22 protein-coding genes, 1 pseudogene and 1 riboswitch are annotated in these 25,806 nt (G+C 72.9%); of the genes and pseudogenes, 17 read left to right on the plus strand and 6 right to left on the minus strand.

Annotation, left to right across the window (positions count from 1 at the left end; translation table 11 throughout):
- Positions 1-2: 2 nt before the first annotated feature.
- Positions 3-1,082 carry a WD40/YVTN/BNR-like repeat-containing protein gene (locus tag FHU36_RS16715; protein WP_185084920.1) on the minus strand — a complete coding sequence of 360 codons (1,080 nt, stop codon included), beginning with the start codon at positions 1,080-1,082 and terminating at the stop codon, positions 3-5.
- Between the two features lie 219 nt (positions 1,083-1,301).
- The gene (locus FHU36_RS16720; protein WP_185084921.1) at positions 1,302-2,045 is read right to left on the minus strand and encodes an AfsR/SARP family transcriptional regulator; all 744 of its coding nucleotides are present in this window, start codon (positions 2,043-2,045) and stop codon (positions 1,302-1,304) included.
- A 138-nt stretch (positions 2,046-2,183) separates the two neighbouring features.
- Between FHU36_RS16720 and FHU36_RS16725 the strand changes: the two genes are divergently transcribed.
- Positions 2,184-3,395 (plus strand): S1 family peptidase, encoded by a 1,212-nt coding sequence (locus tag FHU36_RS16725; RefSeq protein ID WP_185084922.1) that lies wholly within the window; start codon positions 2,184-2,186, stop codon positions 3,393-3,395.
- Positions 3,396-3,541: 146 nt separating this feature from the next.
- Here the strand turns inward: FHU36_RS16725 and FHU36_RS16730 are convergent, their stop codons facing one another.
- Positions 3,542-4,324 (minus strand): SDR family NAD(P)-dependent oxidoreductase, encoded by a 783-nt coding sequence (locus FHU36_RS16730; protein ID WP_312891646.1) that lies wholly within the window; start codon positions 4,322-4,324, stop codon positions 3,542-3,544.
- A 165-nt stretch (positions 4,325-4,489) separates the two neighbouring features.
- Between FHU36_RS16730 and FHU36_RS16735 the strand changes: the two genes are divergently transcribed.
- On the plus strand, positions 4,490-5,284 hold the full coding sequence (locus FHU36_RS16735) for a helix-turn-helix domain-containing protein (protein ID WP_185084924.1): 795 nt from the start codon (positions 4,490-4,492) through the stop codon (positions 5,282-5,284).
- On the opposite strand, the gene FHU36_RS16740 is transcribed toward FHU36_RS16735, so the two are convergent.
- Positions 5,281-6,348, minus strand: a complete 1,068-nt coding sequence (locus FHU36_RS16740; protein ID WP_312891647.1) for a globin domain-containing protein — start codon at positions 6,346-6,348, stop codon at positions 5,281-5,283. The two genes, FHU36_RS16735 and FHU36_RS16740, sit on opposite strands and share 4 nt — an antisense overlap.
- A gap of 314 nt (positions 6,349-6,662) precedes the next feature.
- Positions 6,663-7,490 carry a GNAT family N-acetyltransferase gene (locus FHU36_RS16745; protein WP_185084926.1) on the minus strand — a complete coding sequence of 276 codons (828 nt, stop codon included), beginning with the start codon at positions 7,488-7,490 and terminating at the stop codon, positions 6,663-6,665.
- Between the two features lie 189 nt (positions 7,491-7,679).
- On the opposite strand from FHU36_RS16745, the gene FHU36_RS16750 reads away from it, so the two are divergent.
- The 3 genes and pseudogenes from FHU36_RS16750 to FHU36_RS16760 form a co-directional block, all read left to right on the plus strand.
- Complete coding sequence (locus FHU36_RS16750; protein WP_185084927.1) at positions 7,680-8,366, plus strand: gamma-glutamyl-gamma-aminobutyrate hydrolase family protein; 687 nt, start codon at positions 7,680-7,682, stop codon at positions 8,364-8,366.
- 33 nt (positions 8,367-8,399) lie between these two features.
- A complete protein-coding gene (locus FHU36_RS16755) occupies positions 8,400-9,344 on the plus strand; it encodes an alpha/beta hydrolase (RefSeq protein ID WP_185084928.1) in 945 nt (314 codons plus the stop codon).
- Between the two features lie 497 nt (positions 9,345-9,841).
- A pseudogene (locus tag FHU36_RS16760) lies at positions 9,842-11,034 on the plus strand (RNA-guided endonuclease InsQ/TnpB family protein); the annotation flags it as partial.
- Between the two features lie 34 nt (positions 11,035-11,068).
- Here FHU36_RS16760 and FHU36_RS16765 read toward each other — a convergent pair.
- Complete coding sequence (locus FHU36_RS16765; protein ID WP_185084929.1) at positions 11,069-11,677, minus strand: class I SAM-dependent methyltransferase; 609 nt, start codon at positions 11,675-11,677, stop codon at positions 11,069-11,071.
- 129 nt (positions 11,678-11,806) lie between these two features.
- On the opposite strand from FHU36_RS16765, the gene FHU36_RS44455 reads away from it, so the two are divergent.
- From FHU36_RS44455 to gcvP, 12 genes are all read left to right on the plus strand, one after another.
- Positions 11,807-13,768, plus strand: coding sequence for a sensor histidine kinase (locus tag FHU36_RS44455; protein ID WP_246502475.1), 1,962 nt, complete (start codon positions 11,807-11,809; stop codon positions 13,766-13,768).
- Positions 13,765-14,451: a response regulator gene (locus FHU36_RS16775; RefSeq protein ID WP_185084930.1), complete on the plus strand. Its 687-nt coding sequence runs from the start codon at positions 13,765-13,767 to the stop codon at positions 14,449-14,451. The genes FHU36_RS44455 and FHU36_RS16775 overlap by 4 nt, the downstream gene beginning before the upstream one ends.
- Positions 14,452-14,595: 144 nt before the next feature.
- Positions 14,596-15,090, plus strand: coding sequence for a hypothetical protein (locus tag FHU36_RS16780; RefSeq protein WP_246502476.1), 495 nt, complete (start codon positions 14,596-14,598; stop codon positions 15,088-15,090).
- Positions 15,091-15,100: 10 nt separating this feature from the next.
- Complete coding sequence (locus FHU36_RS16785; protein ID WP_185084931.1) at positions 15,101-15,694, plus strand: phosphoribosylanthranilate isomerase; 594 nt, start codon at positions 15,101-15,103, stop codon at positions 15,692-15,694.
- Positions 15,684-16,484 carry a GNAT family N-acetyltransferase gene (locus FHU36_RS46340; protein ID WP_185084932.1) on the plus strand — a complete coding sequence of 267 codons (801 nt, stop codon included), beginning with the start codon at positions 15,684-15,686 and terminating at the stop codon, positions 16,482-16,484. Before FHU36_RS16785 ends, FHU36_RS46340 begins: the two co-directional genes overlap by 11 nt.
- Positions 16,485-16,674: 190 nt before the next feature.
- Positions 16,675-17,256 carry a cardiolipin synthase ClsA gene (gene clsA / locus FHU36_RS16795; protein WP_185084933.1) on the plus strand — a complete coding sequence of 194 codons (582 nt, stop codon included), beginning with the start codon at positions 16,675-16,677 and terminating at the stop codon, positions 17,254-17,256.
- Positions 17,257-17,260: 4 nt separating this feature from the next.
- Positions 17,261-19,765, plus strand: a complete 2,505-nt coding sequence (locus FHU36_RS16800; protein WP_185084934.1) for a mannose-1-phosphate guanyltransferase — start codon at positions 17,261-17,263, stop codon at positions 19,763-19,765.
- A 281-nt stretch (positions 19,766-20,046) separates the two neighbouring features.
- Positions 20,047-20,559, plus strand: coding sequence for a double zinc ribbon and FHA domain-containing protein (locus tag FHU36_RS16805; protein WP_185084935.1), 513 nt, complete (start codon positions 20,047-20,049; stop codon positions 20,557-20,559).
- 23 nt (positions 20,560-20,582) lie between these two features.
- Positions 20,583-21,218 carry a transcriptional regulator FtsR gene (gene ftsR, locus FHU36_RS16810; protein WP_246502477.1) on the plus strand — a complete coding sequence of 212 codons (636 nt, stop codon included), beginning with the start codon at positions 20,583-20,585 and terminating at the stop codon, positions 21,216-21,218.
- 190 nt (positions 21,219-21,408) lie between these two features.
- Positions 21,409-21,879 carry a bifunctional nuclease family protein gene (locus tag FHU36_RS16815; RefSeq protein WP_090771501.1) on the plus strand — a complete coding sequence of 157 codons (471 nt, stop codon included), beginning with the start codon at positions 21,409-21,411 and terminating at the stop codon, positions 21,877-21,879.
- Between the two features lie 148 nt (positions 21,880-22,027).
- Positions 22,028-22,648, plus strand: a complete 621-nt coding sequence (locus FHU36_RS16820) for a MerR family transcriptional regulator (RefSeq protein WP_185084937.1) — start codon at positions 22,028-22,030, stop codon at positions 22,646-22,648.
- A gap of 23 nt (positions 22,649-22,671) precedes the next feature.
- Positions 22,672-22,767: riboswitch (glycine riboswitch) on the plus strand.
- A 154-nt stretch (positions 22,768-22,921) separates the two neighbouring features.
- Positions 22,922-25,804, plus strand: a complete 2,883-nt coding sequence (gcvP, locus tag FHU36_RS16825; RefSeq protein WP_185084938.1) for an aminomethyl-transferring glycine dehydrogenase — start codon at positions 22,922-22,924, stop codon at positions 25,802-25,804.
- Positions 25,805-25,806: the final 2 nt, after the last annotated feature.

Raw genomic sequence — 25,806 nt, forward strand, 5'->3', positions numbered from 1 at the left:
GCCTACAGCACCGCCGCGCGCACGGTCAGCACGTCGGGCAGGTGCCGGGCGACCAGGGTCCAGCTCTCGCCGTCGTCGCGCGAGACGTGGACCTCGCCGTCGCGGGTGCCGAAGAACACCCCCGCCTCGGAGGCGGTCATCGCGTCGCGCAGCACCCCCACGTACACCGGCGGCTCAGGCAGGCCCCGGTCGAAGGGCCGCCAGGTGCCGCCGCCGTCGTCGCTGCGGTAGACGCGCAGGTGGTGGCCGACCGGGGTGCGGTCGAGGTCGGCCTGCAGCGGCAGCACGTAGACGGTGTCGGGCCGGGAGGGGTGCACCGCGACCGGGAAGCCGAAGTCGGACGGCAGCGACGAGCCGATGTCGGTCCAGGTGCCGCCGAAGTCGTCGCTGCGGTAGACGCCGAAGTGGTGCTGCAGGTAGAGCCGGTCGGGCCGGGAGGGGTGCAGGCTCACCTTGTGCACGCACTGCCCGAACTCGGGGAACTGCTGCCCCTCCGGCAGGAACGGCGCGCGGATGCCGCGGTTGGCCGCCTCCCACGACAGGCCGCCGTCGGCCGTGCGGTAGAAGCCGGCCGCCGACACCGCGACGCCCATGATCCGCGGGTCGGACGGGTGCGGGACGATCGTGTGCAGGCACAGGCCGCCGCCGCCCGGCTGCCACCGTTCGCGGTGCGGGTGCTCCCACAGCCCCTCGACGAGGGAGTAGGTGACGCCGCCGTCCTCCGATCTGAACAGGGCGGCTGGCTCGGCCCCGGCCCACACCACGCCGGGCTCCGCCGGTGACGGCTGGATCTGCCACACCCGCTCCAGCGTCGCCCCCGTCTTGTCGGGGAACGCCACCGGCGGGCGGGACGCCTCCTGCCAGGACGCGCCCAAATCGTCGGAGTACATCACGGACGGCCCGAAATGGCCGTACTCGATGCCGGCGAGGAGGCGCGGAGTGTCGCCGCGGGTGTCGATCGCCACGGACGGCACCCCGATCGTGGCGAACCGGACCGGCTCCACCTCGAACGGGCCGCCGCCCGCCGAGCGGGCGAGGAACAGGCCCTTGCGGGTGCCGATCGCGAGCAGCGCGTCAGTCATGCCCAAGCTCCCATCGGTTCGGGTGCGTGTTGCGGCCATCGTGCCACGCCGATGGGCCGCCCGCCCGGGACTGGCCGATTCCCCGCCGGTGAGCGGCCGTTTTGCCAAGATTTGGCACCGTCCCGCCGTCCCGCCGTCCCGCCGTCCCGCCGTCCCGCCGTCCCGCCGTACGACGGCGTGGACCCGGCCTCCTCCTGAGGGCCGGGGACGCCGTGATCCTCAGCCGAGCCGCGTGTCGTCGTTGAGCATCCGCGTCTGCAGGTCCGTCAGCGCCCTGCCGGGATCCAGCCCCCGGAGCTCGGCGATGACCGCCCACGCCTCCCGGTAGGCGTCCAGCGCCGCCGCCCGCCGGCCGTCGCGGTACAGGGCGAGCATGAGCTGCGCCCAGAGCCGTTCGCGCAGCGGGTCGTCGGCGAGGGCCGCCCGCAGGAGGACGACGGCCTCGTCCAGCCGCCGCAGCGCCAGCAGCGCCTCCACGTGATCGTGCACGGCGGTCAGGCGCCGGTCGGTCAGCTCGGCGGCGGCCAGGCCGAGCGGGTCGGAGCCGTCGTGGAGGCCGTCCAGCGCGGGCCCGGTCCACAGCCCGAGCGCCCGCGCCAGGTCGCGGGTCGCCTCCTCGTGCCGGGCCGCCTCCAGCGCCCGCCTGCCGGCCTCGGCCAGGGCGGTGAAGCGGACGGCGTCCACGTCGGCGGCCGAGACCCGGTATCCGTAGGGCACCGCGTCGATCGTCACCTCCGGGGCGAGCAGCCCGCGCAGGTCGCAGACGTACGTCTTGAGGTTGCCGCGCGCCGAGCGCGGCTCCCGCCCGTTCCACAGGCCGCGGATCAGCCGGTCGGCGGAGACGCCCGAGGCCGGGGCCAGGCAGAGCAGGGCGAGAAGCTGACGGTGCTTGCGCCTCGTCACCGCGACGGCGTGACCGTCGGCGCCGACGACGTCCAGCGGGCCCAGAAGCCGGATCTCCATTCAGGCTCCGCACCGAAATGATGATCTCACGGAAGAGGACGATAAGTGATGATCGCTGACCGTGCGGGGTGAACCGATTGTGAACCGCGGCCTGTGATGATCATGCCGCGTTCATCCGCTTCGGGAAAGGACCGGCACGTGCTCAGGAAGTTACTCGGGGTCGCCGTCGCGGCCACCGTCGCGATCTCCGCCGCCCCCGCCGCGTACGGCGACACGGACCCGGTGGAGGACGTCCCCACCGTCACCGACGCCGCCCAGGCCGAGCTGGAGGACCTCCGGCAGCTCGCCACGGAGGAGGGCATCACCCTGGACGAGGCCGTCGCCCGGTACGGCTGGCAGGACGACTTCGTCGCCGTCGCCAACCGGCTCCGGGACGCCCACCCGGACACGTACGCCGGAGCGGTGGTCGCCGAGGACGGCACCAGCGGCTGGATCGCCTTCAAGGGCGAGGCCCCGGCCACGGCGGCCGAGCTGACCGCGGCGGTCCCCGTCCCCGTCAAGGTCGTCGCCGACCGCGGCTACTCCGAGGAGGAGCTGAGGCAGACGCTCAGGACGACCCATTTCGGCATGCTCGAACAGCCCGGCGTCGCCAACAGCGCCGGCGAGTACGACATCGAGACCGGCGTGGTCACCGTGGAGGTGGAGCCGGCCGAGCCGCTGACCGATCCGGAGGCCAAGGAACGCTTCCGCGCCCGGCTCCAGCCCGTGCGGGCCGCCAACGCCGCCGTCAAGGTCGAGGTGAAGGTCGCCGACAAGGTCGAGATGGGCACCGAGGCGTACATCCGCGGCGGCGGCTACCTCGACAAGACGAACGGCGCGACCTGGTGCACCACGGCGTTCACCGTCAAGCAGGGCAACGCCCGCGGCGTCGCCACCGCGGCCCACTGCGGGGAGTCCAAGCTGCGCTACCTCAACCACGGCACGTCCAGCTACACCACCATCTCCCGCAAGCGCCGCCACTCGGGCGGCCACGGCGACGTGGGCTGGTTCACCACCGGCGGCTACACGGCCGCCCGGACCTTCTACTACAACCGCGGCAAGACCAGGTACGTGGACGACACCCGCTGGGCGGTGCAGGGGGTGGCGATCTCCAACTTCGGCCGGACCACCGGCTACAAGGGCAGCCCCAAGGTGCACCGGATCAACGTGTGCTACGGCGACTTCTGCGACATGGTCGCGATGGACAAGCACTACACCGCCGGCGGCGACAGCGGCGGCCCCTGGTACCGCGGCAACACCGCCTACGGCATCCACTCGGGCTACGTGGTGCTCGGCGGGAAGAAGCGGTCCACCTTCAGCGAGGTGAGGTACCTGCCGCAGGCGCTCGACATCTCCGTCTTCGAGCGCTGAGGCCCGGTGAGCGGGCCGTCCGGGCAGGCGGTGCCACCTGCCCGGACGGCCGTCGACGCGGCCGTGACGAGGCCGGGACCGCTGCCGTGACGAGGACGTCAGCGCGACCGTCAGCTTGACCGTCAGCGGGACGGTCAGCGGGACCGTCAGCGGGGCCGCGGCGGACCGAGGAGCAGGCCGCCGTTCACCTCCAGGGTCTGCCCGGTGATCCAGCGGGCGTCGTCGGAGGCGAAGAACGCCACGGCGTCGCCGACGTCCGCCGGCTGCCCGTGGCGGCCCAGCGAGATCAGGCCGGCGACGTGCCGCGCGGCCTCGGGGTCCTCGCTCAGCCAGCCGTTCATGTCGGTCTCGGTGATGCCCGGCGACACGGTGTTGACCGTGATGCCGCGCTCGCCCAGGGTGTGGGCCAGCGAGCGGCCGAAGGCGTTGAGCGCGCCCTTCGTCATCGCGTACACGATCTCCGGGGTGGCGAACCAGGTGACGCCGGACGAGACGTTGACGACGCGGCCCCCGTCGCGCATCAGCGGCAGCGCCCGCTGCGTGACGAACAACGGCGCCCGTACGTTGATCGCGAACATCCGGTCGTAGCTCTCCGGGGTCGCCCCGTCGATGGTGGCGCTGTAGTCGATCACGGCGGCGTTGTTGACCAGGATGTCCAGCGAGCGCCCGGCCAGCCCCTGTTCGAGCCCGGCGAACAGGGCGTCCAGCTCGCCTTCCGCGTCGCCGGCCACGCCGAAGTCGGCCCGCACCGCGAACGCCTGACCGCCCGCCGCAAGGATCGCCGCCACCGTCTCCTCGGCCGCCGCCCGGCCGGTGCCGTAGTGCACGGCGACGAGCGCGCCGTCGGCGGCCAGCCGCCGCGCGACGGCGCGACCGATGCCCCGCGAGGCACCGGTCACCAGAGCCGTCCTCCCCGTCAGATCGGTCACGATGGAGATCCCCTCACAGCCTCGGTGGTGGAGGTCCATCCTGGGCGGGGGTGTTCGGGGCCGTCCAATACCCGCTGTCATAACCGACGGTTATCGGCGTGCGGGCGGGTCCGCTACCTCAGAGGTAATCGTGCCGCTTCCCCGCCGTCCCGTAATGTGCCGGGCATGGGAGCACTCGCATTGACAGAGGAGTCCTTCGGCGACCTGTTGCGGTCCTGGCGGCAGCGGCGGCGGGTGAGCCAGCTCGACCTGGCGATCGAGGCTGACGTGTCGGCCCGCCACGTCAGCTTCCTGGAGACCGGGCGGGCCCGGCCGAGCCGAGAGATGGTGATGAGACTGGCCGAGGAACTGGAGGTGCCGCTGCGGCACCGCAACAGGCTGCTGGTGGCGGCCGGGTTCGCGCCGGTCTTCCCCGAGCGGGAGGTGCGCGCGCCCGAGATGGGGGTGGTGCGGCAGGCCCTGGACAAGATCCTGGCCGGCCACGAGCCGTACCCGGCGCTGGTCGTGGACGCGGCGTGGAACCTGGTCGCGGCCAACTCGGCGGCCGCCATGTTCATGGACGGCGTCCCGGCCGAGCTGCTGAAGGAGCCGATCAACGCGATGCGGCTGTCGCTGCACCCCGACGCCATGGGCGGCAGGCTGATCAACCTGGCCGAGGTGCGCGCCCACCTGCTGCACCAGTTGCGCAGGCAGGCCGAGGCGTCGGCCCACGGGGCGCTGGCCGAGCTGCACGACGAGCTGGCCGCCTACACCTACCCCGGGGTCGACCTCAACGTGGCGCACGTGCCGGGCCCGGCCGACATCCTGATCCCGCTGCGGATCAGGCACGGTGACCGGGTGCTGTCGATGTTCACCACGATCGCCACGTTCGGCACGCCCGTGGACGTGACGGTGTCGGAGCTGGCCATCGAGACGTTCTGGCCGAACGACGAGGAGACCGCGGCGGCCTTCGCCCGCTAACGCTCGTCGTGGACGACGTCGCGGTGGATGCGCGATAGGGGCACGCCGTCGATCTGCAGCCGCCGCACCGTCTCGTGCACCATGGCGGACGGCCCGCACACGTACACCTCGTGCTCGGCCCAGGAGTGGAAGCGCTGCGTGACCTCCGGCAGGCGGCCGCGCATCCCGTCGTAGGCGGGCTCGTGCGACACCACCGGCACCACCCGCAGCCACGGGAACGACGCGGCCATCCGGAACAGGTCGGGCAGGTCGTACAGCTCGGCCGAGGTGCGCGCCCCGTACAGCAGGTGGACGTGGGAGCGCCGGCCCGAGGCGATGATCTGCTCGATGACGGCCTTCAGCGGCGCCAGGCCGGTGCCGCCCGCCACGCACAGCACGTCGCGGGAGGCGTCGTCCGGCGGGGCCAGGGTGCCCATCGGCGGGCCGATCATGATCGTGTCACCGATGCGGGTGTCGCGGGTCAGCGCGGTCGAGACCCACCCGCCCGGGACGGAGCGCACGTGCAGGCGGATCGTGTTGTCGGGGCGCGGCGCGTTGGCGATGGAGAAGGTCCGCCACACGCGGGGCCAGCGCGCCGTCTGCACGGTCACGTACTGGCCTGCCGTGTACGGCAGGCGCTGCGTCGGCCGGAGCGTGATGACGGCGATGTCCTGGGCGCGTCGTTCGTGGTCGATGACGTCGGCGAGCCACCACGCGGGCATGACCTCGGCGGCCGAGCCGGCGGCCTCGATCATCGTGTCGGCGGCGGTCCGGTAGGCCGAGACCCAGGCGGCCTCGATCTCCTCGTCCCAGACGTCGGCGGCGAACTTGCGGACGGTGGCCAGCAGCGCGGCGCCGATCGCGTCGTAGTGGTCGGCGGTGACGCCGTACTTGCGGTGGTCGCGGCCGAGCTGGCCCAGGAAGGCCGCCAGGCTGTCGGGGCTGTCCAGGCTCCAGACGATACGGGTCAGGGCGCGGAACAGCCGGTCGCGCTGCCCGTCCATGGCCGGCGGGAACATGCCGCGCAGATGCGGGTTCGCGGCGAACAACCGGCCGTAGAAATAGGCGGCCGCCTTGTCGGCCACGGGTTCGATGACGGAGAAACTCTCTTTTACCAGGCGCGGATTCAACGGCATTGCCTCATCAACCTCACCCTGTTGACCGGAATGGTATTCCGGTCGCGTAGTTCCACCTCCCTGACGGCTCCGGGTCTTGAGCGGACGGCGGGCCCCGGCACATCCGAACGCTCGAAATCGAGTCTTACACCGCTACCTGGGCGTCACAACCGATTCACCCCACTAGGGGGCTTACCCGAACTATGCGTGACAGTAATGTTATGCGCCGCTACGGCGGGTGCTGATTTATGGTCCTAAAAGATGAATGAATCTTCTATTCGCGTTTATGGGGTGAAGAGGTACGGGGTCGTGGTGCTCAACGGCGCGAATCCGAGCCGGAGCAGGATCGGGCGGCTCTGCTCCGAGGCGTCCACGTGGAGGTAGCGGTAGCCGCGCTCGGCGGCGAGCCGCGCGCGGAAGCCGACCAGGGCGCGGTAGAGGCCCCGCCCCCGGTGGCCCGGCACCGTGCCGCCGCCCCACAGGCCCGCGAAGTCGGTGCCCGGCGGCAGCTCCATCCGCGCCGCGCTGACCGGGCGCCCGCCCGCCAGCGCCACCACGGCCGCCACGGTGCCCGGCTCCTGGGCCAGCAGCGCGAGCAACCGGTGCCGGATCGCGTCGCGGCCCGTGCCGAACGCCTGCTCGTGCACCTCCGCCATCAGCTCCACCCCGGCCGCGTCGGTCACCGGCACCAGCCGCACACCACCGGGCAGACACCCCTCGCCCGCCGAGCCCTCCGCGGGTGCGGCCGCCCGGTCGGTGGCCCGCACGACCGCCGCCGTCTCTGCCACCATGAGCGTCTCGGCGGGCTCCGGCGTGAAACCGGCCGCGATCAGCCGCCGCCCGAGGTCGCGCGGCCGGTCGTGGGCGTACAGCTTCCACTCGAACGCCAGCCCCAGCGCCGCGTAGTGCCGCACCTGCCGAGCGATGGCCGCCTCCACCTCTCCCGCGCCCGTCTCCGGCAAATCTGACCACAGCACGCCGTTCCAGCCGGTGGCCGGTGCCGTCTGCCGTACCACCGCGCCGGCCCGCTCCACCCGAACCCCGGGCGCGTCGGGACGGACGTCGCGTCGCATCTGCCGGTCGTACGCCGCCAGCACCTCGTCGTGTTCCACCCCGCCAGCCCAGCACCGCCCCGCCCGGCCGGGCAACCGGTTTTCCCGGGGCGTCCCGGCGCGCGGGTGACGGCAGGGGATCCTCCGGAGGGGTGCCACGAGCCGAAAGGTGTGCGCCATGATGGGGGCCAGTGGCCGCCGCCCCGCCTCGCGGGCGGCGCGCGACGCCCGCACGCCTGTGGAGGCCGCATGTCCCGACCGCTGATCGGCATCACCGCCTACTTCGAGGCCGCCCGCTGGAGCGACTGGGTGCGCGAGGCGGTGCTGTCCCCTCCCGCCTACGCCAAGGCGGTCGGCAAGGCCGGTGGCGCGCCCGTGGTGCTGCCGCCGCTCGACCCGCACGCCGCCGCCGACTACGTGCGCGGCCTGCGGGGCCTGGTGCTGGCCGGCGGCGTCGAGGTGGGCGCCGCCGCCTACGGCGGCGAGCAGGACGAGCGGGTGCCCGCCGCGCAGGACCACCGCGACAGCTTCGAGCTGGCCCTGGCCCGCGCGGCCGTCGAGGCCGGCGTGCCGATCCTGGCCATCGCCCGCGGCATGCACGTGCTCAACGTCGCCCAGGGCGGCACGCTCATCCCGTGGCTGCCCGGCTCGCTCGGCCACGAGCGGCACGGCAAGCCCGGAACCGAGCACGTCATCCAGGTCAGCGTGTCGAGCAAGCTGGGCAAGGCCGTGGGCGACCGGGTCGAGGTGGTCGCGCCGCACGTCCAGTCGGTGCGGCGGCTGGGCGGCGGGCTGCTCGCCGTCGCCTGGGCCGACGACCAGATCGTCGAGGGCGTCGAGCTGCAGGGGCACCGGTTCGCGGTGGGCGTGCAGTGGCACCCCGAACGCGGCACCGGCGCCGCCCTCTTCGACGCCCTCGTCGAAGCCGCCCGCTGACCCTCCCACCGCCCCCACCGCTAGGCTCCAGCCATGCCGCTGCATCCCCAGGCGCGCGACCACGTCGCCCGCTACCCCTCGGACCTCGGCATCGACCCGGCCACGCTCGACCTGGAGCGCATCCGCGAGATGCGGGTCACCGACGGGCTGGCCGTCCACCGGGGCCCGCTCGTCCGCCTGCCGTCCGTCCGCGACGAGAACGCCGAGGGCGTGCCGATCCGCGTCTACCGCGCCGACCGGGGTGACGGGCCGCTGCCGGTCCTGGTCTACTTCCACGGCGGCGGCTGGGTGTTCGGCAGCGTCCGGCGCAGCGACGCCGTCGGCCGTGACCTGGCCGTCCGCACCGGCGCCGTCGTGGTGTCCGTCGGCTACCGGCTGGCGCCCGAGCATCCCTTCCCGGCCGCGGCCGACGACGCCTGGACCGTCGTCCGCGACGTGTTCGCCCGGCCCGCGTTCTACCAGTGCGACGGCTCGGTCGCGGTGATCGGCGACAGCGCCGGCGGCAACCTGGCGGCCGTGGCCGCCTGGCGGGCCCGCGACGCCGGCCTCGCCCTGGCCCACCAGGCACTCGTCTACCCGGTGCTCGACGTGGCGATGGACACCCCCAGCTACGCCGAGTTCGCCACCGGGTTCGGGCTCGACGCCAGGGAGATGGCGTGGTTCGCCGCGCAGTACGCGCCGCACGCCGACCCCGCCGACCCGCGCCTGTCGCCCCTGCGCCTGCCGTCCGTCGAGGGGCTGCCGCCCGCCACCATCGTGACCGCCGGCTGCGACGTGCTGCGCGACGAGGGCGAGCGGTACGGGGCGCGCCTGGCGGCGGCGGGGGTGCCGGTCGAGGTGCGCAGGTTCGACGGCGCGGTCCACAGCTTCTTCGGCCTGCCCGGCCTGTTCGACCAGGCCGGGCAGGCCCGCGCTTTCCTGGCCCGCCGGTTGCGGGCCGACCTGGGGCTCGACGCCTCTGACCGGGAGGCGTCGTGACGATCAGGTGATAGCCCCGCCACCGGGGGTAGGCGCAGGTCCATGGCAGAAAAGGATGTCGCGGACCCGTCGCCGCACCGGTGCGAGCAGCTGACGGGCCCGGCCGGCGAGGCCGAGAACGCCGCCCCGCCGCCCAGGCCCCGGCCCGCCCCGGGCCCCGGCGCCACGGCATCGCCGTCGCCAGGGAGGGCCTGCTGCCCGGGTCCGTCAGTGGCGATCACGGACCGGACGCGGCACGTGATCCACAGGTTCCGGGCAGGCGGGGGTGAAGGGCGCCGACCACGGGGCCCCGGGCACCCGGCAGGCGGGGGAGTTGAGACCTAGCTCGTCCACCCCGGGTGCGCCCTTCATCTCATCAGATACCTCCGAGGAGACCCCCGCCTTCAGGCGGGGGGAGGAATCGGACCCCTGCGGAGCAGGACAGGGGTAGCCGATTCGCCGTCAGGCGAACCGGCGTCTCGAACACACACACGATCCTTAGCTGATTCATGTGAGGCATAGCGCAGATCGTGAAGCGGGCCTACAAGTACCGCTTCTACCCGACCTCTGAGCAAGCTTCCGAGCTTGCCCGGACGTTCGGCTGCGTCCGCTTCGTGTACAACAAGGCGCTGGAGGAACGCACCCGCGCCTACACCCTGGAAGGCAAGCGCGTCTCCTACGTGGAGTCGTCGGCGATGCTCACGGCGTGGAAGCGCAGCGGCGAGTTCGACTTCCTGTCCGAGGTGTCGTCCGTGCCGCTCCAGCAGGCGCTGCGGCATCTTCAAGCCGGGTTCGCCAACTTCTTCGCCAAGCGGGCCAAGTACCCGACGTTCAAGAGCAAGAAGAAGTCCAAGGCGAGCGCGGAGTACACCCGATCGGCGTTCCGCTGGCGGGACGGCCGGTTGACGCTGGCGAAGATGGACACGCCGCTGGACATCGTGTGGTCGCGCCCGCTGCCGGAGGGTGCGGAGCCGTCCACGGTGACCGTGAGCCGGGACGCGGCCGGGCGCTGGTTCGTGTCCCTCCTGGTCGAGGAGAAGATCAGCCCGCTCGCTCCGGTAGAGCAGTCGGTGGGCGTGGACGCGGGCATCACCGCGCTGGCCACGCTCTCCACCGGGGAGAAGATCGTCAACCCTGGCCACGAGCGCCGCGACCGGCGCAAGCTGGCCAAGGCCCAGGGGGCGCTCGCCCGCAAGGAGAAGGGGTCGAACAACCGGGCCAAGGCCCGGCTGCGGGTGGCCAAGGTGTACGCCCGGATCACCGACCGCAGAAGGGACCACCTGCACAAGGTCACCACACGGCTTGTCCGCGAGAACCAAGTGATCGCCGTGGAAGACCTGACCGTCCGCAACATGGTCAAGAACCACTCCCTGGCCCGCGCCATCTCCGACGCGTCGTGGGGGGAACTGCGCTCCATGCTGGAGTACAAAGCCCAGTGGTACGGCCGCACGCTGGTGGCGGTGGACCGCTGGTTCCCCTCCAGCAAGCTGTGCTCGGCGTGCGGCGCGCTGCGGGAGAAGATGCCGTTGAATGTCCGGGAGTGGGAGTGCCCTTGTGGCGCGGTCCACGACCGGGATGTGAACGCGGCCGAGAACGTGCTCGCCGCAGGGCTTGCGGAGAGCTGAAACGCCTGTGGAGCTGGTGTAAGACCTCAACGAGAGTCCTCTCGTGCGGGCGACCGGCGGTGAAGCAGGAAGACCAACCGGCGACGGTTGGAATCCCCCTCGTTTACGAGGGGGAGGATGTCAACTCTGAGCCGAGTCGTCCGGACGGGGGCGACGGGCGTGGAAGACGAACGCCGGAGGCACGTTGCGCCACACCGTACGGCTCGGCACCACCTCCTCGAACCGCTCGGCCAGCAACGCGCGGAAGCGCCGCGCCGAGCCCAGCGGGATGGCGTGCACGTACGAGAACGTGGTGAACGCGCCGCCCGGGCTCATCGCCGAGCACACCGCGTCGAGCAGGCGGCGCTGTGAGGCGGCCGGGAAGGCGGCCCACGGCAGCCCGCTGACCACCACGTCGGCCCGGCCGAGGCCGCGCTCGGTGAGCAGCCGCGTCAGGTCGGCGGCGTCGCCGTTGATCACGTCCACCAGGGGGAACCGCCGCGCGAGCAGGGCCGCCATGGGCTCGTTGAGCTCCACGGCCAGGTGGTTGCCGCGTCCGTCCAGCCGCCGCTGGATCTCCTCGGTGAACGGCCCGGTGCCCGGCCCCAGCTCGACCACGGTGGGCTCCCCGCGCTCCGGCACGGGCGCGCAGACCGATGCGGCAAGGCGGCGCGAGCTGGGCGCGAACGCCCCCACCGTCGCGGGAGCGCGCAGGAACTGGCCGAAGAACAACGCGGTGTCATGGGGCATGCCGCCACCGTAGGGACCTCCCGGCGGGCGGGTGATCAGCCGACCGGCCAGGGGTCCGGCCACTTGGAGGAGGCCGGGTCATCCGCACGGAGGATCGGGAAAGCCGCTTTGTCCGGATAACGTGCCGGTATGCGTTGGCGAGGTATGCCGCTCGACGTCCTCCTGGCCGTCTCGGGGACCGGGCTGGATCTGCTGCTGTCGGGCAAGGCGGGCGGCGGGGCACACCTGCCCGAGTTCATGACGGTCCCGATGGCGTTGCTGGTGGGCGCGCCCCTCGCGTTCCTGCGGCGGTGGCCGCTCCCGGTGAGCCTCTACCTGGCGGTGATACTGGTCTTCGCCGACCTGGTGGAGTCGTTCACCTGCAACACGGCGCAGATGCTGCTGTGCGTGGCGGTCGGCGTCGTGGCGCACCAGTACGACCGGTGGGCCGTCGTCGTGGCCCTGCTGGCCGCGGTGCCGGCCACCGTCGTCAACCTGCTCGACCCCGGCGTCCTGATCACCGTCAACACCTGGACCTTCTCCGTGGTCGTGCCCCTCCTCCCGGTTCTCGTCGGCGTCTCCCTGCGCGGCCCCGCCGGGCGCCTGGACAACGACGACCTCACCCCCGACCTGCTGCTGGCCGGCGCGGGCGTGGCGAGCGCCGTGCTGGGCACGTGGACCGACTGGGACAGCGGCTCCATGCCGGTCTGGGTGGTGGGGCTGTTCGCCGTCGCCGGCGGGCTGTCCCTCGGCGTGGCGCGCAGGCTGCCCGGCATGGTGATCGTGCTGCAGGGCGCGCTGCTGCTGGCCGCCGACACCTACCTGCAGGAAGCGGTCAACACCTGCCTGATCCTCACCATGATCGCTCTTGCGGTGTTCGCCCTGCGGGTCAGCTCCTGGGTGTGGACCGTGATCGCGTACCTGGTGGGCTGCCTGCTGGCCGGCGCCGCCGTCGTCGTGCCCGGGACCGACATCACGCCGTTCCGGGTGGTCGTGCTGATGGCGCTGGTGATCACGCCCATCGCGATCGGCCGCTACCTCGGCGTCCGCCAGGCCGCGGCCCGCGCCGAGCGGCTGCGCGCCCGCGAGTCGGCGCGGCTGGCGGTGGCGCAGGTCCGCGCCGACCAGCTCGCCGAACGCGAGCGGATCGCCCGCGACGTGCACGACATCGTGGCCCACCATGTGGGCGCCATGGTGCTGCGGGCGGGCGCCGCCCGTTACGCGGCCCCCGAGGGGCCTGTCGCCGACGCCCTCGGCGACATCCGCGACACCGGCCACCAGGTGCTGGAGGACCTGCGCGGCCTGCTCGACGTGCTGTGCGCCCCCGAGTACGCGCCCCCCTCCGCCGACGACCCGCCCGACCCCCACACCGGCCCGCCCGCCCCGTACCGCGCCCTGGAGGCCGAGCCCGCCGCCCACCTCGGCGGGGGCGGCGGGCTCGGCGCGTACCTCGGCCCGGACGGTGGACCCGCCACCCACCGCCCGCCGGGCGGCTCGTCCGTCGCGGTCGCGGCCCAGGACCGGCTCCCGGTTCCCGGTGGCGCGGGCTTCGCCCGCCGCACCGGCATGCTCGCCGACCCCGCCGACGTCGTGCGCGAGTCCGCCGAACGGGTGGCCGCCGCCGGGCTCGTCGTCGATCTCGTCCTCGACCCGGCCGCCGACCGGTCCCCGCTCGTCGCCCGCGCCTCCGCCGCCCGCATCATCCAGGAAGGCCTCACCAACGTGCTCAAACACGCCGGCCCCGGCACCGAGGTCCGCGTCGCCCTCGCCACCACGGGCAGGGGCCTGTCCATCGAGATCCACAACGGCCGCCCGCCCGGTCACGTGGAACGCCTGCCCTCCTCCGGCCGCGGCCTGGCGGGCATGCGTGAGCGGATCCGGGCGCTCGGCGGCACCCTCGCGGCCGGGCCGGACGGGGACGGCGGCTGGCGGCTGGCGGCCTTCCTGCCCACGGCCCGGAGCACCACACCCGGGAGCGCCATGGCCCTGAGCGCCCCCCGGAGCCATGCCCTGGACCCGGGCGGCGGGGCCGAAGACGGGGCCGGGGAGTGGACCGAAGGCGGGGCCGGGAGCAGGGCGTCCGCGGGGGCCCGGCCCGGGGACGCCGGATGATCCGCGTCCTCGTGGCCGACGACCAGGCGCTCGTCCGCGCCGGCGTGCGGATGCTGCTGCAGGCGGCCGGCGACATGGAGGTCGTCGCCGAGGCCGAGGACGGCGCCGAGGCGGTCCGGCTCGCCGAACGGCACCTGCCCGACGTGATCCTCATGGACCTGCGCATGCCCCGCGTCGACGGTCTCGAGGCGATCAGGCGCGTCCTCGCCGCCCGGCCGGCCAGCCGGATCGTCGTGCTGACCACGTTCGCCGAGGACGCCAACGTGCACGCGGCCCTGCGCGCCGGCGCGGTCGGTTTCCTGGTCAAGGACGACGAGCCGGAACGCATGGTCGACGCCGTGCGCCGCGCCTCGGCGGGGGAGCAGCTGCTGGCCCCGTCGGTGCTGCGCCGCGTCGTGGAGGGGTTCCTCGCCGCCGGTGAGCGCGCCGCCGCACCCGCGCCCGCCGGGCTGACCGAACGGGAGCTGGAGGTCCTCGCCCTGGTGGGCACCGGCCTGTCCAACGCCGAGATCGCCGAGGAACTGCACGTCGGGGTCACCACGGTCAAGACCCACGTCGCCGCCGCGATGGACAAGCTGGGTCTGCGCAACCGCATCCAGGCCGCCGTCGTCGCGCACCGCAGCGGCCTGGTGGACGCCTCCTTCCGGCCGGTGCGCCCGCACCCGCGGCGCCTGCGGTCCTAGCCGGGCGACCGGCCGGTCGCCGGCCGGTCGCCCGGCCCGGCGTCATCCCCACGGGGGACCCGCGAATAATCCGCCGGGCTGACGACCGGGCCCGTCCCCGGCGACGACCATGTGGTCCTCCGTTTCCTCAGGAAGGACCTCACCATGCGCGACCCCGGCCAGGACACCTCGCACAACGCCGCTCTCCAGGAAGCCGCCCTCCAGGGGGCGGGCGCGCACGGGGCCGCTCTGCGGGGCGACGCCGCACCGGTCCGGTCCGGGGCGGTGCCCGCCGGGCTGCTGTACGGGCTGCGCATCGCGGTCGTCGCGCACGCCGCCGCCCTGGTCGTGGCCGCCTCGCTGGCCGGCCAGGCGGTGCAGGCGGGCGGCGGCGCCATGGCCGAGAGCCACGTCATGGCCGGGATGCTCTCCCACCTGGTGGCGATCGCCCAGGTCGTCCTCGCCGTGCTCGTCTGGCGGCCCGGGCGCGGAGCCGGCTGGCCCGCGCTCGCCGGCGTCGTGCTGCTGATCGCCGAGATGGGCCAGCACTTCACCTGGGCCATGCTGGGCGCCCACCTGCCGAACGGGGTCGTCATGTTCGGGCTGACCACCGCCATCCTCGTCTGGGCCTGGTCCCCGGGAGCCGCCCGCCGCCGCTAACCTCGACCGTGTGTACGTCAAGATCTGCGGGCTGAGCGAGCCCGAGCACGTGACCGCCGCCGTCGAGGCGGGCGCCGACGCCATCGGGTTCGTGCTGACCGAGAGCCCTCGCCGGGTCGCACCCGAGCGGGCCGCCGCACTCGCCCGCCTGGTGCCCGGCCACGTGCTGACCGTGGGGGTGTTCCGCGGCGAGGACCCGGCGACCGTCCGCGCGGCGGCCCTGGCCGCGCAGGTGGGCGCCGTCCAGTTGCACGGCCGCCACCCGCACGCCGACTTCACGGCGCTCAAGGACCTGGGCGCCACCCTGGTCAGGGCGGTCGACTCCACCGCCGACCTGCGCTGCGGCGCCTTCGACGAGGACCTGCTCATCGTCGACGCGCCCCGCCCCGGCTCCGGCCTGCCGTGGGACTGGGCGGCCGTGCGCGGCCGGCCCACCGGCCGCTGGATGCTCGCGGGCGGCCTCAGCCCCGCGAACGTGGCCGAGGCCGTCGCCGCCGCAGACCCGTGGGGGGTGGACGTGTCGAGCGGCGTCGAGGTGGCGCCGGGGGTGAAGGACTCCGCCCTCATCCGCTCCTTCGTGGCACAGGCGCGCCGTGCGGGCTGAGCTGGCCCGGATCATCGCGTTCGAGCACGGGTTCGCCCGCCGCAGGGCCGGCCGGGTCGTCGAGCAGCGTGGCGGCTTCGCCGTGCTCAACGACCGCTACCCCGGCTCGTACGACGACAACAGGCTGATCATCCGCCCGCCGGGCACCGCTCCGGCCATCGGCGGCGAGACGTCGCCGGGCGCGGGGGAGGCGCCGGCGGCCGGCGAGGTGCTGCGGATGGCGGACGAGGTGCTGGCCGGCCGGGCCCACCGGTACGTGTGCGTGGACGACGACGTGCTCGGCGCCGCCTACGCGCCCGCCTTCGCCGCCGCCGGCTACGCCCACGACACCAACCTGATCATGGTGTTCCGCGGCCGGCCGCCGCAGGACCCGCCGCCGGCCGAGCACCTCACCCTGGAGGAACTGCTGCCCGTGCTGCGCCACGACTGGCGCGAGCTGCTGCCCGACGCCGGCGAGACCGTCGTCGAAGGGCTCGCGCTGCGCGTCGGCGAACGGCTGCGCGGCGCCGACGTGGTGCAGTTCCGGGGCGTACGCGACGCCGACGGTCGGATCGCCGCCAGGGCCGACCTGTACGTGCACGACGGGGTGGCCCAGATCGAGAGCGTGCACACCGGCACCCGCCACCGCGGCCGCGGGCACGCGCGCACGCTCATGACGGCCCTGCTGGCGGAGGCGGCCGGCAACGACCTGGTCTTCCTGGTGGCCGACGACGCCGACTGGCCCAAGGACTTCTACCGGCGCCTCGGCTTCGAGCCGCTGGCCCGCACCCACTCCTTCCTGCGCGCCTGACCCGCGGTCGTCGATCACCCGCGCCCGTTCACCCACCAGCCCCCGCCCGCCCCCGGGAGGCCGGTGGGGACCTTCGGGGAGGCGGGAAGGGGCGCCGGGAGACGGCGCCGGGGACAGCGCGGGAGACGGCCTGGGAGACGGCCCGGCCGGGGCCGCCTGGAGCCACAGGTGACGCAGTAGGGTCTGCTGCGTGAGCGAAACTTCCGCCGAGGACCGGATCTGGACGGTTCCCAACCTGCTGAGCTTCCTGCGACTTCTCGGCGTGCCCGTCTTCCTCTGGCTCGTCCTCGGGCCGAAGGCCGACGGCTGGGCGGTCGCCGTGCTCGCGGTCGCCGGGTTCACCGACTGGCTCGACGGCAAGATCGCCCGCGCGTTCGACCAGACCAGCAAGCTGGGCCGGATCATCGACCCGGCCGCCGACAAGCTCTACGTCTTCGCCACGATCCTGGCGCTGCTCATCCGCGACGTCATCCCCTGGTGGCTGGTGGCCGTCATCCTCGGCCGCGAACTGTTCGTCGCCTGTTTCATCCCCGTCCTCCGCCGGCACGGCTACCGGGCACTCCAGGTGCATTTCCTCGGCAAGGCCGCCATGTTCAACCTCATGTACGCCTTCCCGCTGCTCTTCCTCGCCTCCCACACCGGCTGGTACGCCGACCTGGCGCGAATCACGGGATGGGCCTTCGCTCTGTGGGGAACAGGTCTGTACTGGTGGGCAGGGGCACTGTATGTGGTACAAGTGCGCCGGCTCGTGACTGCGACCACAAAGGAGTGATCGTGTGAAGGCGGTCGTCATGGCGGGAGGCGAGGGCACCCGGCTGCGGCCGATGACGGCCAACCAGCCCAAACCCCTGCTCCCCGTAGCCAACCGCCCGATCATGGAACACGTGCTGCGCCTGCTCAAGCGGCACCGCGTCACCGAGACGGTCGTCACCCTGCAGTTCCTCGCCGCGCTCGTGCGCAACTACTTCGGCGACGGCGACGAGCTCGGCATGAACCTGCAGTACGCCACCGAGGACATCCCGCTCGGCACGGCCGGCAGCGTCAAGAACGCCGCCGACCGGCTGCGCGACGGCAGGTTCCTCGTCATCTCCGGCGACGCGCTGACCGACATCGACCTGACCGACATGGTCCGCTTCCACCGCGAGACCTCGGCCCTGGTCACCATCGGGCTCAAACGCGTCCCCAACCCCCTCGAGTTCGGCATCATCATCGTCGACGAGACCGGACGGGTGCAGCGCTTCCTGGAGAAGCCCACCTGGGGCCAGGTCTTCTCCGACACGGTCAACACCGGCGTGTACGTCATGGAGCCCGAGGTCCTCGACCACGTCGCCGGCGGCGAGCCCGTCGACTGGTCGGCCGACGTCTTCCCCCGGCTGCTCGATGCCGGCGCCCCCATCTACGGCTATGTGGCCGACGGCTACTGGGAGGACGTCGGCACCCACGAGAGCTACCTCAAGGCCCATGCCGACGCCCTGTCCGGGCGGGTCAGGCTGGACCTCGGCGGTTTCGAGCTCTCGCCCGGCGTCTGGGTCGCCGAGTCGGCCTCCGTCGACCCCGACGCGGTGCTCAAGGGGCCGCTGCTCATCGGCGACTACGCCAAGGTCGAGGCGGGCGCCGAGCTGCGGGAGTTCACCGTGCTGGGCAACAACGCGGTCGTGCGCGAGGGGGCCTTCCTGCACCGGGCCGTCGTGCACGACAACGTCTACCTCGGCCCCGGCGCCCACCTGCGCGGCTGCGTCATCGGCAAGAGCACCGACGTGATGTCCGGCGCCCGCATCGAGGAGGACGCCGTCATCGGCGACGAGTGCGTCATCGAGTCCGAGGCGTACATCTCCAGCGGCGTCAGGGTCTACCCGTTCAAGACCATCGAGGCCGGCGCGGTCGTCAACACCAGCGTCATCTGGGAGTCGCGCGGCCAGCGCAGCCTGTTCGGCCCGCGCGGCGTCAGCGGCCTGGTCAACGTCGAGATCACCCCCGAGCTGTGCGTAAGGCTGGCCAGCGCGTACGCCACCACCCTGAAGAAGGGCGCCCAGGTCGTCACCTCCCGCGACTCCTCCCTGGCCGCCAGGGCGCTCAAGCGGGCCGTCATCAGCGCGCTCACCGCCAGCGCCATCAACGTGCTGGACCTGGAGGCCGCCCCGCTGCCGGTGGCCCGCTTCCACACCGCCCGCGAGTCCGTCGCCGGCGGCATCGCGCTGCGCACCACCGCCGGCGACCCGCAGAGCGCCGACATCGTGATCATGGACGACCGGGGTGCCGACCTGCCCGCCGCCGCCCAGCGCAAGCTGGAGCGGGTCTTCTCCCGGCAGGAGTTCCGCCGTGCCTTCCCCGGCGAGATCGCCGAGCTCAACTACCCCGCCCGCGTCGTGGAGGACTACACCCACGAGCTGCTGCGCCGCATCGACATGACCGGCATCGACGGCATGAAGGTCGTCGTCGACTGCGCCGGCGGCACCTCCTCGCTCGTCCTGCCGACCCTGCTCGGCCGGGTCGGCGTGGACGTGCTCACCGTCAACGCCCGCCTCGACGACACCTCGCCCACCGAGACGCTCGCCGAGCGCCGCCGCGACCTGCAACGCCTGTCGGAGCTCGTCAGCTCCTCCCGGGCCGCCTTCGGCGTCCGCTTCGACCCCGTGGGCGAGCGCATCGCCCTCGTGGACGAGATGGGCCAGCTCATCGGCGAGGAACGCGCCCTGCTCGTGGTGCTCGACCTGGTGGCCGCCGAACGCCGGGGCGGCCGGGTGGCGCTGCCCGTCACCACGACCAGGGTCGCCGAGCAGGTCTGCCGCTTCCACGGCGTCCAGGTGCGGTGGACCCCGACCACGCTCGACGCGCTCACCTCGGCCGCCGCCGACCACGACATGATCTTCGCGGGCGACGGCAGGGGCGGCTTCGTGGTGCCGGAGTTCTCGCCCGCCGTCGACGGGCTGGCAGCGTTCATGCGGCTGCTCGGCCTCGTCGCCCGCACCCGGCTCTCGCTCAGCCAGATCGACGCCCGCATCCCCCTGGCGCGGCTGCTGAAGCGCACCGTGCCGACGCGGTGGGCGGCCAAGGGAGCCGTCATGCGCTCGGTCATCGAGTCCGTCGAGGCGGGACCCGGGCGGCACCGGATCGACACGACCGACGGGGTGCGGGTGACCGGCGACGACGGAAGCTGGGTGCTCATCCTGCCCGCCGCCACCGAGCCCGTCACCGACCTGTGGGCCGAGGCTCAGGACGTCGACACCGCCCAGGCGCTCCTCGAACGCTGGGCCCGCGTCGTCGAACAGGCGGCCGGCTGAGCTCCCCGGACGAGCCTCTGAGAGGAATGTCACCCTCCGTAACGGGGTGCAGGGGTTCGCATAGAGCCGTGCAAGATCGTATCGTGTAAAGGCGCGGCGGCATGGACCTGCGGGCTCGGGCGGCGGTAACTTTGTCACCGTCCGAACCCGTCGTCCAGCGCCCCGCCTTGACCTTTGCCGTTCAGCAGCGTAAGTTGCGGCATTCGCAAACTTGAAGAGCGAAGCGAGGCGCGCCCCGAGCACCGTCGCCGCGTCTTCGCGGTAGGAGGCCGAGCCGATCGATGCCGAGCGTCTACTGCACGCAGTGCGGGCACGCCAACCCCGAGGATGCCCGTTTCTGTTCCCGTTGTGGGTCTCCGCTGACCAGGCCCGAGGTCAGCGCCGACACGACATCGACGATCTCCGTCGCGGGAATCGAGGCGTACGAGGCTGAGACCGGCAACATGTTGCTGGCCGAGCAGGCGCTGGTCGAACAGCTGCCGCCGGGCACGGCGTTGCTCACGGTGACCAGGGGCCCCAACCAGGGCAGCCGGTTCCGCCTCGACAAGGACCTCACCACCACCGGGCGCCATCCCGAGAGCGACATCTTCCTCGACGACATCACGGTCTCGCGCCGCCACGTCGAGTTCTACCGTCACCGGGGCGGCCAGTTCTCCGTGCGCGACGTGGGCAGCCTCAACGGCACCTACGTCAACCGCGAGCGCATCGAGGAGGTGCCGCTGCACTCCGGCGACGAGGTGCAGATCGGCAAGTTCCGTCTCCTGTTCCTCATGCGGAGCGCCGGCGGCGCATGAGTTCGCAGGCGGCACGCTCGCACATGAGCATCGGGGAGGTCCTCGCCCTCCTGCAGGGCGAGTTCCCCGACGTCACGATCTCCAAGATCCGCTTCCTGGAGGGTGAGGGGCTCATCGAGCCCGAGCGCAGCCCGTCGGGCTTTCGCAAGTTCACCCACCTGCACGTGGAGCAGTTGCGCTACATCCTCACCGAGCAGCGCGACCACTACCTCCCGCTGCGGGTGATCAAGGATCGGATGGCCGAGGAGCTCGGCCGCCCCCGCGCCGTCCCCGGCGCGCAGGAGACGCAGGAGGTGCGGCTGAGCCGTGCCGAGCTGCTGGAGGCGGCCGGGATCGACGACGGGACGCTCACCGAGCTGGAGGACTACGGCCTGCTCGCCGCCCGCGCCAGGCGCTACGACCAGGACGCGCTGGAGGTGGCGCGCACCGTCGGCGCGCTGGCCCGCTTCGGCCTGCACGCCCGTCACCTGCGCGCCGTCAAGGCGGCGGCCGAGCGTGAGGCGGGGCTGGTCGAGCAGACCGTCGCGCCGATACTCAAACGGCGCGCGCCCGGCGCGATCGGCGAGGCGGACGAGGTGGCCCGGGAGGCCTCCACGCTGCTGCTCGACCTGCACGCCGCGCTGGTGCGCATCGGCGTGCGCACCGTCCTGGGAGGATGAGCCGCCCGGCCGGGGGCGGCCGCGCCGCCGCTGTGCCGCGCGGCCGAGCCTCCGGGGGTGCCGGACGGCCGAGCCGGACCGGGCCCCTCCGGCGGGACATTCGGGGCCTGCCGGGTGTTACGTTGAATTGCAGAAGCGGACCACCAATGACCTGTGCCGGGCCACCGGCCAGTCGAATACGGAGCAGCCCGTGTTGCAGATGGAGGTCGTGGGCGTACGCGTTGAAATGCCCACAAACCAGCCGATCGTCTTGCTCAAGGAGGCACACGGGGAGCGGTTCCTGCCCATCTGGATCGGCATGACCGAGGCCACGGCCATCGCGCTGGCCCAGGCCGAGGAGCCGCCGCCGCGGCCGCTGACGCACGACCTGTTCAGGGACGTGCTGAGCGCCCTGGGTGTCGGTCTGCGTGCCGTCAACATCGTCGCCCTGCGCGACGGCATCTTCTTCGCCGACCTGGTGTTCTCCAACGGGGTGGAGGTGAGCGCGCGGCCGTCCGACTCGATCGCGCTCGCCCTGCGCACCGGGGCGCGCATCTTCGCCAGCGAGGAGGTCGTCCAGGAGGCCGGAGTGATCATCCCCGACGACCAGGAGGACGAGGTGGAGAAGTTCAGGGAGTTCCTTGACACGATCACGCCCGAAGACTTCGGCAGGGCGGGGTAGGTATTTCAGTGCATTTACGCTTCACGACGCGCCGAGCCGGATCGTTGACTGAGCATGGTCACGGTCCTACGGTGCAAGTGAAACCCGTGGTCGCCCTTTTACGAACCCCCAGATCAGGCCACGGGATGAGAGAAAGCCGGAGGTCCGCGTGGCGGTCAGCAGCGGCGAGGGAAAGACAGCCGGCCAGGAAGATTCGGTGCGGCGCGAGAGCGCCCGGCAGCGTGCCGGGGAGCAGGGCCTGCTCTTCGACGAGCAGCCGACGGCGTTGCCGGCGGACATCGGATACCGTGGCCCGACGGCCTGCGCGGCTGCCGGCATCACCTACAGGCAGCTCGACTACTGGGCGCGCACCGCTCTGGTGGAGCCCACGATAAGAGCCGCCCAGGGCTCGGGTTCCCAGCGGCTCTACAGCTTCCGCGACATCCTGGTGCTCAAGGTCGTCAAGCGCCTGCTCGACACCGGGGTGTCCCTGCAGCAGATCCGCACCGCCGTGCAGCATCTGCGTGATCGCGGGGTGGCCGACCTCGCGCAGATCACGCTCATGAGCGACGGCGTCAGCGTCTACGAGTGCACCTCGGCCGACGAGGTGATAGACCTGCTCCAGGGCGGTCAGGGCGTGTTCGGCATCGCGCTCGGCCGGGTCTGGCGGGAGGTCGAGGGCAGCCTCGCGGAGCTGCCGGGGGAACGAGCGGCGGTCGCGGACAGCGTCCCGGCCGACCACCCCGCTGACGAGCTGGCCCAGCGGCGACGGGCGCGCCGCCTGGGGTAGTAACCTGGAGAGCGCAAGGCTGACGACCCCGTGCGGGAGAGTCCCCGGGCACGTCCCAGGGGGCGCCGAAGGAGCAACCCTCCCCGGAATCTCTCAGGCACCTGTACCGCTCGGGTGAGGCGACTCTGGAAAGCAGCCGCGCCCGCCAGGCGCGTCTCACCGACGGTGCAAGCCCTCTGCGGGTGAAGCTCTCAGGTCGAGATGACAGAGGGGGAGATCCGGCACACGCCCGCGCCCTGGCGCCGGTCTCCACAGCCTCGGGAGGCATCTTCCATGACCGACCTGTCAGCCCCGCCGTTCTCGACCCGGCACATCGGCCCGTCCGAGCCCGAGCGGCAGCGCATGCTCGAGGCCGTGGGCTTCGAGTCCGTGGCCGACCTGGTGGCCGTGGCCGTCCCGGAGGCCATCAGGGCCAAGGACCGGCTCAAGCTGCCCGCCGCCGCGAGCGAGACCGAGGTGATCGCCGAGCTGCGCGACCTGGCCGGGCGCAACGAGGTCTTCACCTCCATGATCGGCCTGGGCTACCACGACACCGTCACGCCCGCCGTGATCCGCCGCAACCTGCTGGAGAACCCCGGCTGGTACACCGCCTACACGCCGTACCAGCCCGAGATCTCGCAGGGCCGCCTGGAGGCGCTGCTCAACTTCCAGACCGTCGTCGCCGACCTGACCGGCCTCGACGTGGCCGGCGCGTCCCTGCTCGACGAGGGCACCGCCGCCGCCGAGGCGATGACGCTGGCGCGCCGGGCCGGCAAGTCCAAGAGCGACGTGTTCGTGGTCGACGCCGACGCGCTGCCGCAGACCAAGGCGGTGCTCGCCACCCGCGCCGAGCCGCTCGGCATCACGCTGGTGGAGCACTCCCTCGACGGAGACCTGCCCGAGTGCTTCGGCGTGCTCGTGCAGTACCCGGGCGCCTCCGGCCGGCTGCGCGACTTCCGCGCCGTCGCCGAGGCCGCGCACGACGCCGGGGCGCTGGTGGTGGCCGCCGCCGACCTGCTGGCGCTCACCCTCCTCACGGCGCCGGGCGAGCTGGGCGCCGACATCGCGATCGGCTCGTCGCAGCGCTTCGGCGTGCCGTTCGGCTTCGGCGGCCCGCACGCCGCCTACATGTCGGTGCGCGAGGGCCTGCAGCGGCAGCTTCCCGGCCGCCTGGTCGGCGTGTCCGTGGACGCCGACGGCGACCCCGCCTACCGGCTCGCGCTGCAGACCCGCGAGCAGCACATCCGCCGCGAGAAGGCCACCAGCAACATCTGCACCGCCCAGGTGCTGCTCGCCGTCATCGCGGGCATGTACGCCGTCTACCACGGGCCCGAGGGCCTGCGCCGGATCGCCGCCCGCACCCACCGGCACGCCGCCGCGCTCGCCGAGGCGCTGCGCCGCGGCGGGGTCGAGGTCGTGCACGGCGAGTTCTTCGACACCGTGCTGGCCCGGGTGCCCGGCAAGGCCGCCGAGGTGGTCCGCCTGGCGGCCGGGCGGCGCGTCAACCTGTGGCGGGCCGACGACGACCACGTCTCGATCGCCTGTGACGAGACGACCACCCCCGCCCACCTGGAGCGGGTGCTGGCCGCGTTCGGCGAGGCCCTCGACCGGCCGGCCGTCGCCGGTGACGAGCTGGCCGGGCTGCTCGCCGACGACGGGCTCGACCGGCTGCCCGCGGCGCTGGCCCGCGAGTCGGCCTACCTGACCCACCCGGTCTTCCACAGCCACCACTCCGAGACCTCGATCCTGCGCTACCTGCGCCGGCTGCAGGACAAGGACATCGCGCTCGACCGGTCGATGATCCCGCTCGGCTCCTGCACGATGAAGCTCAACGCCAGCACCGAGATGGAGCCCATCACCTGGCCGGAGTTCGCGGCCATCCATCCGTACGCGCCCGAGGAGCAGGCGGCCGGCTACCTGGAGCTGATCAGCACTCTCGAGGACTGGCTGGCCGAGGTCACCGGCTACGACGCGGTGTCCCTGCAGCCCAACGCCGGCTCCCAGGGCGAGCTGGCCGGGCTGCTGGCCATCCGCGCCTACCACCGCGCCAACGGCGACGCGGCCCGCGAGGTGTGCCTCATCCCGTCGTCCGCCCACGGCACCAACGCCGCCAGCGCCGTCATGGCCGGCATGCGCGTCGTCGTCGTGGCCTGCGACTCCGACGGCAACGTCGACCTGGCCGACCTCGACGCCAAGATCGCCAAGCACCGCGACGCCCTGGCCGCGATCATGGTGACCTATCCGTCCACGCACGGCGTGTACGAGGAGACCATCACCGAGATCTGCGCCAAGGTGCACGAGGCGGGCGGCCAGGTGTACGTCGACGGGGCCAACCTCAACGCGCTGGTCGGACTGGCCAAGCCGGGCGAGTTCGGCGCCGATGTGTCCCACCTCAACCTGCACAAGACGTTCTGCATCCCGCACGGCGGCGGCGGGCCCGGCGTCGGCCCGGTCGCGGTCCGCGCCCACCTGGCCGGCTACCTGCCCGGCCACCCGCTGCGCGACGGCTCCGCGGACCCGGCGACGTCCGACCGCGTCGGCCCGGTCTCGGCGGCCCCCTACGGCTCGGCGGGCATCCTGCCGATCTCGTGGGCCTACATCCGCATGATGGGCTCCGACGGCCTCACCGCCGCCACCCAGCAGGCCATCCTGTCGGCCAACTACCTCGCCCGGCGGCTCGCCCCCCACTACCCGGTGCTCTACACCGGGCGTGGCGGGCTGGTGGCCCACGAGTGCATCGTCGACCTGCGGCCGATCACCAAGGAGACCGGCGTCACGGTCGACGACGTGGCCAAGCGGCTCATCGACTACGGCTTCCACGCGCCGACCATGTCGTTCCCCGTGGCCGGCACGCTGATGATCGAGCCGACCGAGAGCGAGGACCTCGCCGAGCTCGACCGGTTCGCCGACGCGATGATCGCCATCCGCGGCGAGATCGCGAAGGTCGCGTCGGGCGAGTACGACCGCTCCGACAACCCGCTGCGCAACGCCCCGCACACCGCCGAGGCCGTCGCGGCCGACGAGTGGCCCCACCCCTACACCCGGACCGAGGCGGCCTACCCGGTGCCCGCGCTGCGCGACGGGAAGTACTGGGTGCCGGTGCGCCGCATCGATCAGGCCTACGGCGACCGCAACCTGGTGTGCTCCTGCCCGCCGCTGGAGGCGTACGAGGACTGACC

Source organism: Nonomuraea muscovyensis (assembly GCF_014207745.1).
Classification (GTDB): domain Bacteria; phylum Actinomycetota; class Actinomycetes; order Streptosporangiales; family Streptosporangiaceae; genus Nonomuraea; species Nonomuraea muscovyensis.